Origin of the sequence: Pseudomonas sp. MF6767 (assembly GCF_016405475.1) — a bacterium.
Classification (GTDB): domain Bacteria; phylum Pseudomonadota; class Gammaproteobacteria; order Pseudomonadales; family Pseudomonadaceae; genus Aquipseudomonas; species Aquipseudomonas paracarnis.
The window spans coordinates 564,141-580,089 of the sequence record NZ_JAEKCY010000002.1 but is presented as its reverse complement, the minus strand read 5'-3'; the positions used below and the strand labels follow the sequence as shown (position 1 = coordinate 580,089).

Below are 15,949 nucleotides of genomic sequence, written 5' to 3'. Positions count from 1 at the left end.
TGAATCGGCGAAGTTGTCCGCATGATGGCGGCAAACCAAGCGCCAGGCAGAAAGCCCAAAAATAATGAACCCTGCCTGCGCCTGCGCACCCAAAGTTACATAACCTGGAGGTGCATCATGCAAACCACTTACTTCTGGATAGGCCTGGCAGTGATCCTCGTACTGCTCGACGCGTGGATCATCAACAGCATCTGGCGCAGCGATAACGCATCGGCCAGCAAGGCAGGCTGGAGTGCTGTCGTCGTGGTACTGCCGTTCCTGGGCGCCGCGATATGGGCGATTGCCGGCCCAAGGGGTGTCACCAAGGGGCCGTCTTCTCCCGAGCACAGCAAGGGCTGAGTCCGGGCCGCGCTATGAACAACCCAGACCCCGACGACTTACAGAGCCGCAACTACCCGGTACCGGAAGATATGGCCTTGCAGCGCAAGGTCTGGCGCTTTGAAAGGGTGGGTTGGTACGCGCTGCTGGTGCTGATGGGGCTGAGCCTGGCGGGCCTGTTTTCCAGCGGGCCGCTGAGCACCCGCGAAGTGCGCAGTGCCGATGGGCAGTTGCGCGTGGAGTACCAACGCTTTTTACGCAATGGCGCCTCCGATGGGCTGGTGATTCATGTGCAAGGCAAGGCGCAACAACCCCTGGAGGTCGAGCTGAGCGGTGAGCTGCTGCGCGGTTTCAATATCGAGACGCTCCAGCCGCAGCCGCTCAAGGCCAGGGCGGCCGGGGAGGGTGTAAGCGTCTGGATGCTGAGTGACAGCGCCGGCCAGGCCGTGTTGTACCTGACCTTGCGCAGCGACACGGTGGGCAGCGTGGATACCCAGGTGTCGCGACTAACAGGGGCGTCCGTGCGCTTCTCTCAGTTCATCTACCCTTGACCGTCAGCCCAAACCCTAACGGCGTGAGCGGCACAGTTTTTCGATCAAGGAGATCAACGAGTCATGGCCCACGGGTTTGCTGACATGCGCATTAAAGCCCGATTCAGTCGCCTTTTTCTGGTCATTGCCAGCGCCATAGCCCGTTAAGGCGATGGCGGGAGCCTGTCGAAGGTGGCTTACTTTGCGCAGCTTCTGCATCAGCTCATGGCCATTCATTTTAGGCATGCCGATGTCCGAAATAATCACGTCGTACTGGGCATCCCGGGCTGTTTCAAGTGCGCTTAACGGGTCGCTGAAGGCGCTCACTTGGGCGCCTTCCATTTCCAGCAGCATGTTCAGCACCTCAAGGACTTCGGCTGAATCATCGACCAGTAAAACCTTGAGGCCATTGAGGCGCTGATCTTCGTTCTGGGTAGCGCCGCTATCCAGCAGATGATCCTGCTGTTCGCACAGCGGCAACCAGATCGAAAAGGTGCAACCGAAGCCCAACCCTCGCGAATGCACGCTCACCGAACCGCCGTGGGCCTCCACCAGCTGCCGCACCAACGACAAGCCAATCCCCAGGCCTTCGCGCTGGTGAGTCTGGTGCTGGTTTTCCGCTTGCCCGAACAGGTCGAAGATTTCTTCCAGGCTTTCTTGGGCCAGGCCCGCGCCGCTGTCGATGACGTCCAGTTGCGCGCGCCCGTCCGAGCGGCTGACCACCAACTGCACCTGGCCGTCTTCGGGGGTGAATTTCAGGGCGTTGTTGACCAGGTTCCAGATCACTTGCTCGATGCGCGTGGGGTCTACGTCAACGATCAACGGGCCCGGCACCGAAGGTGTCTGAAGGCTGACCTGGCGACGATGACCGTCGGCAAGGACCACGCTGTGAATGTCCTTGAGGGTGCGAATCAGGTCGATCGGTTGCTTTTTCAGCTTCAGTTTGCCCGTGCGAACCCGGGCGACATCCAGCAGGTCGTCAATGATCCGCGCCTGGCTGGACACCGCTTCGCAGATGGTATTGACCGCCTTGATGGCCGGGCCCGCGACCTTGGTGGCTGGCAAGCGCCGCAACAGTTCGGCGTTCAGCTGGATCAGGTTCAACGGATGCTTGAGTTCGTGGGACATCACCGCGAAGAACTCATCCTTGAGATGGCTGTTGGTCTGGGTTTCCTTCAAGCGCTGATTCTGTTCGTCCTGGGTGCGTTTGTGGCCGGTAAGGTCGCGGGCAATCTTGACGTAGCCGCGCAAGCTGTCGCTCTTGAGCTGCGTCACCTCGCCACTGCAATAGAAACGGCTGCCATCCTTGCGCACATGCCAGCGTTCATCTTCGCCACGCCCATGTTCGCGGGCGGTGCGCAGTTCGCTCTCCGGCACGCCAGCGGAGCGGTCTTCCGGGGAGAAAATCAGGTCGTAGTAAGCGCCCAGCACCTCGTCCTTGGTGTAGCCGAAGATCAGTTCGGCACCGGTGTTCCAGTCGGTGATGGCGCCGTGGTCATCGAGGATGATGATGGCAAAGTCGTGGGTGCTCTCGGCAACCAGACGCATGCGCTCCTCGCCCAGGCGCAGTTCCTCTTCGGCCTGACGCCGCTTGGTGATATCAATGAAGGTCAGCACGGTGCCATCAATGTGGTCTTCACTGGAGCGGTAAGGCAGCAACCGCGCAATGTACCAGCGGTCGTCGTTGCTGCTGATTTCCCGCTCGATCAAGCTCAGGGACTCAAACACGGTGGCGGCGTCTTCGGTCATTTGCGGGTAATTGAGGCGGTGGGTGATGTCCAGCAATGAGCGTCCGGTGTCCACCGGCAACATACTGAAAATATCCGTGGCCCGTGGCGTGAACCAACGGATGCGCATGTTGCGGTCGACAAAGACCGTGGCGATGTCGGTGGACGCTATCAGGTTGGTCAGGTAGTCGTTGACCTTGTCCGTCTCTTCCACCTTGGTCTTGAGCTCGAAATTGACGGTCAGCAATTCTTCGTTGATCGACTGCAACTCTTCCTTGCTGGTTTCCAACTCCTCGGTGGCCGAGCGCAGTTCTTCGTTGACGGCCTGCATTTCTTCGTTGGAGGCCTTGAGTTCCTCGCTGGAGACTTCCGCCTGTTCGATGGTGTCCTGCAGGTGCAACTTGGTGCGTTGCAGCTCGCGCTCCAGGTTGCTCATGATCGCGTTTTCGGCCTGGCTGACGGTGTCGATGTCGGGCAGCTGTGGGTCGACGGCGGTTTCCTGGAAGATCACCAGCACGTAGTCGTTTTCGGTCGCTTCATCGCGGTAGGGGCGGGCGCTGATGTCCACCAGGAAGGGGCCTTGCTCGCGTTGGATGCGGATCTTGCGCGAAGACACCGGGCTATTCGATTGCTGGACCTGAAACAAGGTGGTGCGGATATCGAGGCGTAAATCGGGATGCACCAACGTCAGCAGGTTGTGCGTCACCTCGCCGGCCACGTAGCGCAGGAATCGACCTGCGCCTTCGCTCATGTGCAGGATATCGGCCTGCATATTCACGATAACGCTGGGCGGCGCGGCTTTTTCCAGAGCGCGCAGATGGATGTCCGCGAACGAGACCTTGCTGGGCGCCTTGGTTTCAATCGCCAGCGTCGTGGCGCTCGGGCGCAGGTAGCCGCCTCGCGGCATGGTCGGGGCGCGACGCACGGCGGACGAGCCGGCACGCACCCTGAAAATGCGGTTGCGCTTGTCCACCGGTACAAACAGGTCCAGGCAGCCGTCGGCCGACTCCGAGGAGCCGAGAAACAGGTAACCTCCGGGGCGCAACGCGAAGTGGAACATTTGCAGGATGTCGCGTTGCACTTCGCGGTCCAGGTAGATCAACAGGTTGCGGCACACGATCAGGTCGATCTGCGAAAACGGTGGGTCGGCCAACAGGCTGTGCTTGGCGAACAGTACCTTTTCGCGAATTTCCTTGCGCACCCGGTAGTGCTGGTTCTTCTCCTTGGCAAAGTACTGGCGCAACCGTTGAGGCGGTACGTCGGTGATGATCGCTTCGGGGTACACGCCGTTGCGGCCATGGGTAATGGCCCGCTCATCAATATCAGTGGCAAACACCTGCATCTTTGCACCGCTGGCGTCCAGCGCCAGTTGCTCGGCCACCAGCATCGCCAGGCTGTAGGCCTCTTCGCCGGTGGAGCATCCTGCCGACCAGATACGCACTTCCTCACGGTGCGGCACGCTGTCTTCCAGTGACTTCACCAGGTTGGGGATTACGTCTCGCTCAAGCGCTTCGAAGGCCTCGCGGTCGCGAAAGAAGTTGGTCACGCCAATCAGCATGTCGCCCAGCAAAGCCTTGGTTTCGTCCGGGTTGGCCTGGAGGAAGTTGTAATAGGTGGCGAGGTCGGGTTGGGCCGTGACCTGCAAGCGCCGCTCGATACGACGTAACACCGTGGCGCGCTTGTAATGCTTGAAGTCATGCCCGGTACTGGCGCGCAACTGGATTAGAATATCCAGCAACAGCTGCTCGGCCACGGCGGCATCGCGTTCGGTACTGGGTGGGGTGGTCTTGATCTCAGGGTCGTTGGCGGTGGGCAGCACAATCGACTGGGCATTGCGCCACAGTTCCAGCAGCTTCTGCGGCATTTCCACCACAGGCAGCACCAGGTCGACCATCTGGGTTTCGATGGCCGCCAGCGGCATGCCATCGTACTCGGCGTCTTCCGGTGCTTGTACCAGGGTGATGCCGCCTTGCTCTTTGATGCGTGACAGCCCTACCGCGCCATCTGAGCCGGTACCAGACAGGATCAGACAAAACGCGCGTTCTTTATGGGTGTCTGCCAGGTCGCGAAAAAACAGGTCGATGGCAATGTGCGGTCCACCTTCGCGCACGGAAGGTGAGACCGCGAGGTAGCCATCATTCATCTTCAAGAGCTGTGCTGGCGAGATGACGTACACGTGATTCTTTTCGATGGGCGTGGCGTCATTGACCTGCGACACCGGCATGCGGGTCGTTTCCTGAATGATCTTGCCCGCCACACTTTGATGGTCGGGCGAAAGATGCAGGATCACCACAAAGGCCATGCCGCAGTCTCTGGGCATGTGCTCGAAGAACGCTTTCACGGCTTGCAGCCCGCCCGCCGACGCGCCAATACCCACCACCGGGAAATTCAAGTTGCTGGGGGTCAGATCTTTGCGTTGCGGAACGTTGGGGGACCGCGGGGGGGCAGACTTCATAAATACCAACCTTGGATAACGGCGCACAGGAAGACGGGTGTAGAGGTAAGAACTTGAGGAACGAGGGCGAGGGCTGAACCGACAGTGAAATATAGCTGAAAACCTGCCGCCAACAAAAAATGCGTTTAGGCCACCCGGTCATTCGACCGACCACTTACACCCGGTTGAGGCGCGCAGCCTGCGGAAGGTTTAATCAAACTGACGAGTGGCCATCGCGGTAGCACGGCTGTCCGATTTTCTGAAAATCCGTCTGAACTTCGCTTCCTGGCGAACCCTCGCAAAGAGAAACCCACCCAGGAGACGTTCTGATGAACAGCTATCCAAAACCACCCTTCAACGCCCAGCAACAGCCCGTACCCGGTGAGCAGCGCAAGATGGACCCGATGCCCGATTGCGGTGAGCAGTCGTACCAAGGCTCGGGGCGGCTCGCCAATAAAATCGCCTTGGTCACCGGGGCCGACAGCGGCATCGGACGGGCCGTGGCCATTGCCTTCGCACGTGAAGGCGCGGACGTGGCGGTGTCGTATCTGGATGAACATGAAGACGCCAAGGAGACCGCACGCTGGGTCGAGGCGGCGGGTCGTCAATGCCTCTTACTGCCCGGCGACCTGGGCGATGCGGCGCAGTGCACGGCCATCGTCAACGACACCGTGGAGAAGTTCGGCCGCATCGATGTGCTGGTCAACAACGCAGCGTTCCAGATGACCTATCAATCGCTGGAAGACATCCCCGACGAGGACTGGGTGAAAACCTTCAACGTCAACATCACCGCGATGTTCCGCATCTGCAAGGCCGCACTGCCTCACATGGCCGAGGGCAGTTCGATCATCAATACCAGCTCGGTCAACTCCGATATGCCCAACCCCAGCCTGTTGCCCTATGCGGCCACCAAGGGCGCGATTGCCAACTTCACCGCCGGCCTGGCGCAGATGCTCGGCGAGCGGGGGATTCGCGTCAACAGCGTGGCACCCGGGCCTATCTGGACGCCGTTGATTGTCTCGACGATGACGCCGGACATGGTGAAAAACTTTGGCGGCAACACCCCATTGGGACGCCCAGGCCAGCCAGTGGAAGTGGCGCCGATCTATGTGCTGCTGGCGTCGGATGAAGGCAGCTACATCTCCGGCGAACGCTACGGCGTGACGGGTGGCAAGCCGATACTTTGATCAGTGATTGAGGAGGGCGGTATGAGCGAAGCCTCGAAGCACCACGAACCGAATCCTTCTGAGCGCAAGGTGCGCCCGGCGGCGGCTAAGCGAAACGATAAGTCGCAGGCACCGGCAGGCGGGCAACAGGCACAGAGGCAAGGCGGTGTCGCTCCTGGAGGGCCTTCAACAGACCCTGAGTCAGGGGCGTGAACGCGAGGGGATATACACTCGGCCTGACATCCTGATGGGTTGTCAGGCCGCTATCGCAGGCAAGCCAGCTCCCACAGGCTGACGTTAGTTGCGCTTGGAACGATGAATTCGCATCCACTCCCGATAGGCCACTGTGCGCTGCGCATCCGCACGTTTCTTCGCCTCGGTAAACCGCGCCCACGTATGCGCATCGCCGCTGTAGGACTCAATGATCTCGTACGCCAACGCATCCAATCGATCAGCTTCGAAAAACATCTCGGCATTTCGCACGACTTCGTCGTCCCGCCTGTTTGTAGTTGTATAACCAAGAGTCTGACTGTTCATCCTCTGAGGCCCTCCGCCCATTGAATCTGTGCCGCGCCACTCCAGCGCACCTGGGTAATGCCGTATTTCTCCGCCATCGGTTTGGACACACGCTTGAACGTGTGTTGCCCAAATTTGGGGATGACCGCCACACCAGCGTCACAACTGGCCCAATGCCAAGCCTCGGCATTGTCCATGCGCGGTGCGCGCACGATGAAGGACTTGGGCTCGCCGTGCAGCTGGTACTCGATAGTGAAAAGGTCGTTGTGTTTCATGAGGCCTCCTTGATACTCATGAACTACAGATATTTGACGTCAAAAAAAATTCAAATAAGTTGTCCGACAATTCGATGATTGGGCGCAGGGCGTGGACGAGACCTAATCGTCTACCGTAAAGGTGACCCATCCAGGCCCATCGGCCGGGCGTTGCAGCTCGGCGATGACCCCGCTGACAGAGGAGCCGTCGGGCAAATTGACGGTGATAAAGTTGGGATTGCCGGGCCAATCCATTGGCGTGTCAAAGTCCAAGCGCGCGATGGTCGGTTTACCGCTACTGGTCATTTGGATGTTTTTTGATTCGTTAAGGTGTTCATCTGAGGGTGTTCCAAGATGGCGCGAGGCAGTGATGACACTGGCAATACCTTGGTAGTCGTAAGACATGCTGGGTTACCTCATGTAAAGGGAACAACGAAGATCAAATGTGGGAGCGGGCTTGCTCGCGAAGACGTCCGTCGATTAAACATTGACGTGACTGATCCACCGCCTTCGCGAGCAAGCCCGCTCCCACAGAGGAGTTGTGCTTGACTGGCTGGTATTCGGGATTTGCCCCGTTTTCATTTGTGACGAGCCGAATATTTGCGCGCAACGACAACGCCGCCCACTAGCAGCGCTGCGCCTATTGCAACCATCCCATAGGGCGTACGGCGGGTTTGCCGCCAGCCGCCTTCGACACGACGTTCACCGCTTGCCGGGGTGTACAGATTGCCCGCCGACGTGGCGGCGCGCTGGCTGCGCTCCAGGCCGAGGCGGGTGAGCCAACCGGATAACCGGGCAAAGCCGGGCAGCAAAAAATGCGCGACGCGGGCCACGGTGGCAGCGCTGCCTACCGTGGTGCTGTCCCTCGGTTGCAGCGCACAGGCCACCATCGCTTGCGCGACTTTATGTGGGTCGTAGACCGGTGGCGGTGGCGTCAAGGTGTGGCCGGTAAAATTGCCGCCATCGCGAAAGCCCGGTGTGTCCATTACGGCGGGATAGATGTCGCACACATGAATATCGGGGTAATCAGTCAGCTCCCCACGCAGTGCTTCAGTCAGGCCGCGCAGGCCGTATTTACTGGCTGAGTAGGCGACGGCATAGGGCTGGGCTACCCAACTGCCCAGCGACAAGGTGTTGATCAGAATGCCGCGGTGCTGGGCTTTGAAATAGGGCCACACCACGTGGGTGCCGCGCAGGTACCCGAGCAGGTCGGTTTGCAGCACCTGTTCGTGGGCTTCCAGGGGCGTGTCCTCGAAACTGCCGACGGCGCCTACTCCGGCGTTGTTGATCCAGATATCGATGCGGCCATTGCCGAAGGCCGCCGCCTGTTCGGCAAGGGCGCGCATCTGGTCGCCCTGGGTTACATCGGTTTTAACGGCGATGGCCTCGGCGCCACGCGCAGCGCATTCCTCGACCACCTCTTCCAAGGCTTTTTCATCTCGGGCCGCCAATACCAAGCGGGTACTTTGCTCGGCAAAGGCGTGAGCAGCCGCGCGACCAATGCCACTGGAGGCGCCGGTGATCACCACGGTCTTGCCGTGCAGTTTCCCCTTGGCCTGCATGACGCCAGGCGAATCCTCGGGCACGTGGACGGGCACCGGGTGCAGTTGCAGGCGGGTACCGTCAGTCAGTATCAGGGTCAGGTTTTCGACGGTGCCAGCGACGCGGTCGGGAAACACCGGTTCGCCTGTGGCGTCGAGCTCATCATAGATAAAAGTCTGGCCTTCAAGCCATCCGACGGCCGTCATCAATTCAGGGCCTAGGTAGTACTTTCCGTCCAGGAAAAACCCGCTGAAGTTCGGTGTGCGCTCCAGGTTTTCCACGGCGTATCGCTCGCCAGGCCTCATTCCGGTTGCGGTATCAATCATCATGACATCCTCCTTTGGCTGGTCTTGGGTAGAGAAAGGCCCGCAAATGATCGTTCAATCCAAATGACTGAATGGCGGTGTCAATGTTGATGGGCCTTCAGGGTCGGGTCGGCGATCTGGATAACCGTGCCCTGGCGCCACGCGTCCGCCCCAGGGGCGATGGGCGGCGCGGGGATATCGGCGCGCGTCTTTTTCTTGTCGGCACTGTCGATGCCCAGGCGTTTATCGCGTTCGGCGACCATACGCGGGTCAGCCTGGCCGTCTGCGGTAAACCCCATCATCAACTGAGGCACGCCTAACGGCAGGCGTTTATCCAGATCGGTATGCCAGGTGTGCCAGGTCTTGCCGTAGGTGTGCACCAGCTTCTCCATCAGCGCATGTTCCGCCGCCTCAGGAATGCCCGGCGCGACCAGTTGCCCTGACTTCACTTCATGCACATGGCTATGCCACAACGCCTTTTCAGGCGCGGGCAGCGTGTTGAACTGCGCCTCGCTGATGATGTACTCCACGCCCATCAACTTGGCATCCTTGCGGTTGCCGTCGTAGATCACACACTGGATGACCTCCTCGTTGAGGATTGCGCAGTAGTGATGGGCTTCCATTTGCACATCGGGATGGCCGTTGTAGAAGTGAAAACCGTCCAGGTAGGCGTTCAGGGCATCAATCGGTGGGCGTGATTGCAGCAGGGCGGCGCCGGCTTCCAGCGTTCGGGTCGAAGGTGTTGTCGGCTTCCCAGGTGCCTCGACATTCGAACGTGAGTTGTTGCCAGCGCAGGCGCTGAGCAGGGCCAGCGTCACTGCTGCGGCCAGGGATTGGGTCACTTGATGGATGGGGTTGTCAGTCATGGTCGGCTGCCTCCTGTTGCCGGTGTGTTCATGCGCGATGATCAAAGCCAGGTTTGATCCTGTTCTCGTTGGAAAGACGCGCGTACGGGGCGTTCAAAATGCTTTGAGTTGAACACTCACTCATTCATCAGGTCGTTTTTTATAGAGGCGCTGACAGCGCAATTGCTTACCTGCCAGTGAGGTGTTCATCCCATGCACAAGACTGAAAATCCAGCGTCGACGCTGCTTACCCAATTGCTCCGGGCACGCGGGCCGGGCGGTCAGGAAGACGAGGTGCGCGCCATTTGCCTGGAAAGCCTGACGCCGTTGTGCGATGAGGCCTGGGTCGATCAGGCGGGTAATGTGGTGGGTTTGATCAAGGGCAAGCACAGCGATGCCGAGCCTGCCGGTGCGGTTAAAGTCATGGCACATATGGATGAAATCGCCATGGTGGTTAAACGCGTCGAGGCGGATGGCACGTTGCGGGTGACGGCGCTGGGTGGGGCCAACCCGGTCAACTTTGGCGTGTGCCCGGTGGATATCCTGGGGGACACACGCATCCTTCCTGGCGTGCTGTCCTTTGGCTCGATGCACGCCACCAGTAATACGGCACAAGGGGCTGATGTGCTCTCGGGCGATGTGCACTGGAACGACGTTCATGTGATCACGCGATGCACTGCCCAGGCATTAGGCGAGCACGGCATTCGGCCAGGAAGCCGTGTGGTGCTGAGCCGTCATTGGCGTGAGCCCTTCCAAGTGGGCGATGCCATTGCCGCGCATTTTCTGGATGACCGCGCCCCGATTGCTGCCGTTCTGCATACAGCCCAGCTGCTGGCTTCGCGCCGGGAGGCGTTGGCCAGGGATGTCTATCTGGTATTCACCACGCTCGAAGAGGAGTGCAATGCCGGGGCAATGTATGCCGCGTCGACGCTACCCGGCGACACCACCATCGCGGTGGAGGTGGGGCCGGTCATGCAGGAATACGGCACGCGCCTGGCCGTCGACCCGATCATCAATACGGGGGACCAGAAAGGCTATTACACCCGGGCGGTGGTCAACGACCTGGCGGCTGCCGCAGAGCGCTGCGGCTACAGCCCCCAATATGCGCTGTTGGTGGATTTCGCTTCGGATGCCAGTGCGGTCATGAGTAACGGGACCTGTGCCCGCGCCGGCTGCCTGGCCATTCCAACGGAAAATACCCATGGTTATGAATTGATTCTGGATGGGGCGGTGCAGGCCTGTGCCGCGACATTGGCCGAGTACCTTGCAGCCTGATAGACGGTGCAAGGTACGCTGACCGGCGTGGGGCTCAGATTGGGCCGCTTGGAGAATCTGTCTCCTGCCTGATTTCATCGGCCGCATTGGGTTGCCCCAGCTTGCTGTATTGCTCGCGCAATTTTTGCAACTCACGCGACCCAAGCTTATCCAGGCTCAACGCCGCATTGTGAGCTTCTTTGGTGGCACGAATCAGCTCGTCCAGTTTCAGATGAAGAATATCGTTGTCGCGGTTCTGGGTATTCTGGATCAGGAACACCATCAGGAAGGTGATGATGGTAGTGGAGGTGTTGATGATTAACTGCCAGGTGTCGTTGTAATGAAAGTAAGGCCCGGTGAGCGCCCAAACAGCAATCAAGCTGACGGCTGTCAGAAAGGTTTTTGAGCTGCCCGCCTGGTTGGAGAGTTTTTGGCAGAATTTCGCGAACTTCATGGTGCTGTCTCCTGGGGGATGTTCCTCTGTAGACCCCAGCAGAATTTCGAAATTCTTTTTTACAAATCGTTTTTTTTGACAAAAATCAATGAGCAAATCCCTCTTGCACAGGAGCACTCAGCATGTCGGTCGCTGCTTCTATCGTTGAATACCTCAAGCATCATCAGTTGGTCATCACGACGGCGGAGTCGTGTACCGCAGGCAAGATCATCACCTTGCTTTCGCAGGTCGACGGCAGCGGTTCGTGGATCGAAAGCGGGTACGTGGTGTATTCGCCAGAAGCGAAACAGCGGCTGTTGAACGTGCGTCGCTATACCATCGATACCTTCAATCTCACCAGCTGTGAGGTCGCCCAGGAAATGGCCCAAGGCGCGCTGCGCGACAGCCCCGCTGATGTGGCGGTCGCCACCACTGGCCTGCTGGGGCCGGATGGAATTGATGGCATTCCCCCAGGCACTGTCTGTTTTGCCTGGGCCTATCGAAACGGCGGGGCACTGAGTGTGTTCAGTCGCAAGGAACGCTTTATGGGTTCTCGTGAGCAGGTGCAGTTGGCCGCGTCTCTTCATGCATTGAAATGGCTGCCGCATTTTCACCAACGGGCGATGGTCGGTGAACGCGCCTAATGCTGCCAAGTGTGCGCGTTTACGGCTGCGGTTCGATGTCCATCAGCAAGTCGCCGTTGGTCAAGGATTCAGCCTCCTGCACCACGCCACGATAGGCCTGACCATTCCATTCAAAGCTAATCCAGTGGGCCTTCGGCAATAGCTTTGGCCATGGCGGTGCAAGCCGCAACTGCACGCCGGGCGCAGTGCGCACAAGTTGCCCCATGCATTCGCTGGCGAGCGTGTTCACACCGAACAGCGTGTCATGCAGGTATTGAATGTTGACCGGTTGCAGCGTTGCGTCAGTAGCGTCTGGCATATCTGTTACCCCACCGATGACAGCCAGAAAGACTGTCTGGCGATGACCATTTCTTCACGTATTTCCCGCACAAGCCGGTTGATCCCCGAAACACCGTGGTAGTGGGCGCGGTTGATGTTCGCGATGGTGAATTGGTCCATACCGTGCGCCGTTACAGTGACTGAAAGGCTGCCGTCTGCGTTGAGCGCGCACTTGACCGCGCACTTGGGAAGGCGAGCGGAAAGGGCCGTTTCGATTTCGGCTTTCGTTAGCGTATCCATGAGTTCACCGCATAAAGGACTCAGCGCGTTAAGGCTAGCTCAGAATCAGTTGGCGTAAATACTGGCAAGGTAATGGCTGCTGGGGCAGATGTTCTACCTTACATATTTCTGGCCCTTTCTAGGAGCGTTCCTAAATACGCCGGCTGAAGGTCTGCCGATAATTCGCACATCCCCACTTATGTGTGCTCTGCCATGTCCTTCCTACCTATTCGTGTTCTGGTCATCGAAGAACACCCGTTCAAGCGGCTTGTTGCCACCCAGGTGTTCCGGGAGGTCGGGTGTGAAGAGGTGGCCGCCGTTGCCGATGTCGTGGCGGCCGTTGAGTTGCTCGAGCGTACCGGGCCTGTCGATATCGCCTTGTGCAACTTGAAGGACGAGGGCGCACACGGCTTGAGGGCCATCGAAGTGCTCGGCCGTGGCCACTTGGCTAAAGCGCTCATTATGTTCAGCGCCCATGGCACGGACCTGCACGATGCAATTGATCGCATGGCAGGCCTGTTGGGCATCAGTGTATTGGGTTATGTGGACTTCCCGGTGCCAGCAAGCGCCATTGCGCCTATGCTCAGCCGCTACTTGGAGAGGATTGGCGCGCCGACAAAGCAGGCGCGCCGAAGCAGCCGGTCTGGGTTCTTGAGCAAGGCCTGCGTGGCTGGGGGTTTTTCAAGGCATGAGTTCAAGGCGTTCTTCCAGCCCAAGTTCAATTTGAGCACGGGGCACGTGCGCGGTTTTGAAGTGCTGGCGCGTTGGCAACATCCACAGTACGGCCTGTTGTATCCGGCAGATTTTTTGCCGCTGCTCGCTCAAGTTGGCGCATTGGATGAACTGTTCTTCGCGCTGTTGCAACAAGGCCTTGAGTTCTTGCAGCAGTCGGCAGAGCAGCAGCAGGTCTTATCGCTGGCATTCAACCTGGAGTCCGACCAGCTCGGTCGTGGCTCATTATTGCCGCGTCTTTGCGATTCACTCCAATCCCACGCCATTGCTGCGTGTCGTCTGACGTTTGAAATCACTGAATGCGGCCTGCTGGAAGTTTCTCCCGCCGTGCTCGACACCCTGATACGACTGCGCATGATGGGTGCCGGCCTGTCGATTGATGACTTCGGCACCGGCTATTCCTCGCTGGAGCGCCTGTGCCAGTTGCCGTTTACCGAAATCAAACTGGACGCCGCATTTACCCGCGATCTTCAAAGCAGTGCGCGCAACCGTGCCGTGGTCAGTAGCACATTGGCACTGGGCGAGGCACTGGGCATGCGAGTGGTGGTGGAGGGCGTCGAGAACGAAAACCAGCGCCAGGGATTACTGAAGCTGGGATGCAACGAGGCCCAGGGCTATCTCTGTGCTCGTCCCATGAACGCTGCGCGCGCGTTGGCCTGGCTGGCGACCCAGTTGAACTCGCGCAGCAATATTTGATGTCAATCAGGAGGGCTTTTATGTCCAATCCACGTTTGCGGATCGCGTTGGTAGATAGCGATGCCACCCGGCGAATGAGTATTGAAAAAGACCTTGGCCATTTGGGATACCACCGCGTTGTGCCTGTCGATTCCCTCAAGGTGTTGATTACGTTATTGGATAACGCAAGGGATGTATTTGATCTGTTGGTGATCAATGAAGAAACCGTGCACGCGGCGGGCGCACAGTTTAAGCAAATGCTTGAGGAGTACGCGTGTGTCAGACACTCATTGATTTATCAGGGCGTGACCCTGCAAGCGTTTCCCGATAATCCAGTCACGGCGCAACGCTGCGGCTTTATTGCCTCCGGTGTTCCGGACCGATCGATTCTGGCGCGCGTCATGGATCGGGTGGATGTGCAAATAAAACAGCGCTCGGGCAGACCGTTGCTGGAATCCAATTAATCCTGATGTGAGCTATTGCACGCTTTTCGCGGGACCCGCCACCGCCTCAGTTTTATGCTTTTAGTCCCATTCCTATTTGCTTCTTTTTAGGCACTGATAAGCTTTTTCGCTGAAACAATCTCGGGGAATTCTTTGTCATGATCTTAAATGCCGCCGTGCCTAACGAGTTCAGCGCCCTGCGCGTGATCACGTTGGCAACCGACCCTGCGTGTGTCTTGCGCCTCGCCTCTGCGTTGGGTGGCATGGGGGTCACGCCGCTGGCCACGGTCGCCTCGCTGGAGGCGCTGCAGGCGTGGTTAAGCGCGCACCGCGTGGACATCATCGTGTGCGAAATCCGCTCCGAGTGTGGCGATGGCTTGATGTTGCCAAGTGTGCTCAAAGCACTGCATGACGCGGGTACGTTAATGCAGTTTCCGAGTATTTTCTGGACCGGCGAAACCACCCTGAATGTGCAGGAAAATTTGATCGAAGCAACAGTTACACCGGCGTGCGAAGCGCCCGCTAAGCAGTTGTGGGTCAAGCACATGGGCGGCGTAGCCATCAGCGCACTGGAATCCCATTCGCGCCTGGCGCAGTCGGCGGGAATCAGCGTGCAGATCTTGCGTGACGGTGGCCCGCTGGAGCTGGGCGATGCCTTGCGCACGGTGCTGCTGACCCTCGCTCAACCGGACCCCAAGCTGCAGGCCATGACGTTTGAGTCGCTGGCTGAGGATGAAGTCATCAACGCCCTGACCACCGGCGAGGGATTGCGCTTTGTCTTTCAGCCACAGTTCGAGTTGCTGAGCCGGCGCATCGTCGGCGCTGAGGCGTTGGTGCGCTGGAAGCACCCGCGCTTTGGTGAAATTCCGCCTGCGGTGTTGATGCCGCTGGTCAACCGTCTCGGCCTGGACCTGTTGCTGTTCAGCCTGGTGGAGATGTGGACTCTGCGCGTGATGCTAGCGTTAAAGCGCGAAAACATTACGATCCCTATCGCGGTGAATGCGTCGGCCAAGACCCTGTGCACCCCCAATTTTGCCGAGCGCCTGGCCTTGCGCATGCGCCAGGCAGATCTGCCGAGCCGCTTGCTGAAAGTCGAACTGACCGAAGATGTGCAGGAGCCGGATGAGCTGCATCTTTCGGCGTCATTGACGACTATTCGCGCCAAGGGTTTTCAGGTTTCGCTGGATGACTTCGGCAGCGGCGCAGCCACTTTCAAGCTGTTGGCGAACCTGTCGTTTGATGAAATGAAAATCGACGGCTCGTTTGTGCGCGGTGTCGAGCAGCACGCCTCGTCACGCAAGGTGATCGCAGGCATTGTGAACTGGGCAGGTCTGCTTAACCTGAGCCTGGTGGCGGAGGGGATCGAGGACGAGTCCACGATCCCCCTGCTGCACCGCCTGGGTTGCCGGGTAGGGCAGGGCTATGCGCTGGCGCGCCCGATGGAAATAGACGCCTTCTTGAACTTTGTGATTGAGCGGGAAAAGAACGGCTGAGGCTGTAAAGTTTGGCGGGCAGGTAAGTATTGGAACTTGATGTGTGTAGGTCAGCTCTTGGTTTTTAGGAGTTTTCTTATATTAAGTTTTTCGCAGATCTA

The 15,949-nt window shown here is 58.8% G+C and carries 17 protein-coding genes; 8 read left to right on the top strand and 9 right to left on the bottom strand.

Going from position 1 to position 15,949, the window contains the following annotated elements; all coding sequences use genetic code 11:
* The first annotated feature begins 117 nt into the window (after window positions 1-117).
* Window positions 118-339 carry a PLDc N-terminal domain-containing protein gene (locus JFT58_RS05735; protein WP_003190416.1) on the top strand — a complete coding sequence of 74 codons (222 nt, stop codon included), beginning with the start codon at window positions 118-120 and terminating at the stop codon, window positions 337-339.
* A gap of 14 nt (window positions 340-353) precedes the next feature.
* The gene (locus tag JFT58_RS05730; RefSeq protein ID WP_054895717.1) at window positions 354-869 is read left to right on the top strand and encodes a hypothetical protein; all 516 of its coding nucleotides are present in this window, start codon (window positions 354-356) and stop codon (window positions 867-869) included.
* A gap of 15 nt (window positions 870-884) precedes the next feature.
* On the opposite strand, the gene JFT58_RS05725 is transcribed toward JFT58_RS05730, so the two are convergent.
* Window positions 885-5,030 carry a CheR family methyltransferase gene (locus JFT58_RS05725; RefSeq protein WP_054895716.1) on the bottom strand — a complete coding sequence of 1,382 codons (4,146 nt, stop codon included), beginning with the start codon at window positions 5,028-5,030 and terminating at the stop codon, window positions 885-887.
* Window positions 5,031-5,338: 308 nt separating this feature from the next.
* On the opposite strand from JFT58_RS05725, the gene JFT58_RS05720 reads away from it, so the two are divergent.
* Window positions 5,339-6,196, top strand: coding sequence for an SDR family oxidoreductase (locus JFT58_RS05720; RefSeq protein WP_014718015.1), 858 nt, complete (start codon window positions 5,339-5,341; stop codon window positions 6,194-6,196).
* 276 nt (window positions 6,197-6,472) lie between these two features.
* On the opposite strand, the gene JFT58_RS05715 is transcribed toward JFT58_RS05720, so the two are convergent.
* The 5 genes from JFT58_RS05715 to JFT58_RS05695 all read right to left on the bottom strand — a co-directional run bounded on the left by JFT58_RS05715 (window position 6,473) and on the right by JFT58_RS05695 (window position 9,658).
* Window positions 6,473-6,712: a hypothetical protein gene (locus JFT58_RS05715; RefSeq protein ID WP_054895715.1), complete on the bottom strand. Its 240-nt coding sequence runs from the start codon at window positions 6,710-6,712 to the stop codon at window positions 6,473-6,475.
* Window positions 6,709-6,966, bottom strand: coding sequence for a DUF6555 family protein (locus tag JFT58_RS05710; RefSeq protein WP_003190423.1), 258 nt, complete (start codon window positions 6,964-6,966; stop codon window positions 6,709-6,711). The genes JFT58_RS05715 and JFT58_RS05710 overlap by 4 nt, the downstream gene beginning before the upstream one ends.
* A gap of 102 nt (window positions 6,967-7,068) precedes the next feature.
* Window positions 7,069-7,350: a hypothetical protein gene (locus JFT58_RS05705; RefSeq protein WP_054895714.1), complete on the bottom strand. Its 282-nt coding sequence runs from the start codon at window positions 7,348-7,350 to the stop codon at window positions 7,069-7,071.
* A gap of 173 nt (window positions 7,351-7,523) precedes the next feature.
* Window positions 7,524-8,813, bottom strand: coding sequence for an SDR family oxidoreductase (locus JFT58_RS05700; protein ID WP_054895768.1), 1,290 nt, complete (start codon window positions 8,811-8,813; stop codon window positions 7,524-7,526).
* A gap of 80 nt (window positions 8,814-8,893) precedes the next feature.
* Complete coding sequence (locus JFT58_RS05695) at window positions 8,894-9,658, bottom strand: OBAP family protein (RefSeq protein WP_054895713.1); 765 nt, start codon at window positions 9,656-9,658, stop codon at window positions 8,894-8,896.
* 192 nt (window positions 9,659-9,850) lie between these two features.
* Between JFT58_RS05695 and JFT58_RS05690 the strand changes: the two genes are divergently transcribed.
* Window positions 9,851-10,912 carry a M28 family peptidase gene (locus JFT58_RS05690; protein ID WP_054895712.1) on the top strand — a complete coding sequence of 354 codons (1,062 nt, stop codon included), beginning with the start codon at window positions 9,851-9,853 and terminating at the stop codon, window positions 10,910-10,912.
* 34 nt (window positions 10,913-10,946) lie between these two features.
* Here JFT58_RS05690 and JFT58_RS05685 read toward each other — a convergent pair whose 3' ends face one another.
* The gene (locus JFT58_RS05685) at window positions 10,947-11,345 is read right to left on the bottom strand and encodes a low affinity iron permease family protein (protein ID WP_014718020.1); all 399 of its coding nucleotides are present in this window, start codon (window positions 11,343-11,345) and stop codon (window positions 10,947-10,949) included.
* A gap of 122 nt (window positions 11,346-11,467) precedes the next feature.
* On the opposite strand from JFT58_RS05685, the gene JFT58_RS05680 reads away from it, so the two are divergent.
* Complete coding sequence (locus JFT58_RS05680) at window positions 11,468-11,968, top strand: CinA family protein (RefSeq protein WP_054895711.1); 501 nt, start codon at window positions 11,468-11,470, stop codon at window positions 11,966-11,968.
* A gap of 19 nt (window positions 11,969-11,987) precedes the next feature.
* On the opposite strand, the gene JFT58_RS05675 is transcribed toward JFT58_RS05680, so the two are convergent.
* Both JFT58_RS05675 and JFT58_RS05670 read right to left on the bottom strand, forming a co-directional pair.
* The gene (locus JFT58_RS05675) at window positions 11,988-12,266 is read right to left on the bottom strand and encodes a hypothetical protein (protein WP_020303212.1); all 279 of its coding nucleotides are present in this window, start codon (window positions 12,264-12,266) and stop codon (window positions 11,988-11,990) included.
* Window positions 12,267-12,271: 5 nt separating this feature from the next.
* Complete coding sequence (locus tag JFT58_RS05670; protein ID WP_014718023.1) at window positions 12,272-12,526, bottom strand: hypothetical protein; 255 nt, start codon at window positions 12,524-12,526, stop codon at window positions 12,272-12,274.
* Between the two features lie 192 nt (window positions 12,527-12,718).
* Between JFT58_RS05670 and JFT58_RS05665 the strand changes: the two genes are divergently transcribed.
* The 3 genes from JFT58_RS05665 (at window position 12,719) to JFT58_RS05655 (ending at window position 15,848) form a co-directional block, all read left to right on the top strand.
* Window positions 12,719-13,933, top strand: coding sequence for an EAL domain-containing response regulator (locus JFT58_RS05665; protein ID WP_054895710.1), 1,215 nt, complete (start codon window positions 12,719-12,721; stop codon window positions 13,931-13,933).
* A 20-nt stretch (window positions 13,934-13,953) separates the two neighbouring features.
* Entirely contained in the window at window positions 13,954-14,376 is a 423-nt protein-coding gene (locus JFT58_RS05660) for a hypothetical protein (protein ID WP_032892354.1), read from the top strand.
* Between the two features lie 137 nt (window positions 14,377-14,513).
* Entirely contained in the window at window positions 14,514-15,848 is a 1,335-nt protein-coding gene (locus JFT58_RS05655; protein WP_054895709.1) for an EAL domain-containing protein, read from the top strand.
* Window positions 15,849-15,949 lie beyond the last annotated feature (101 nt).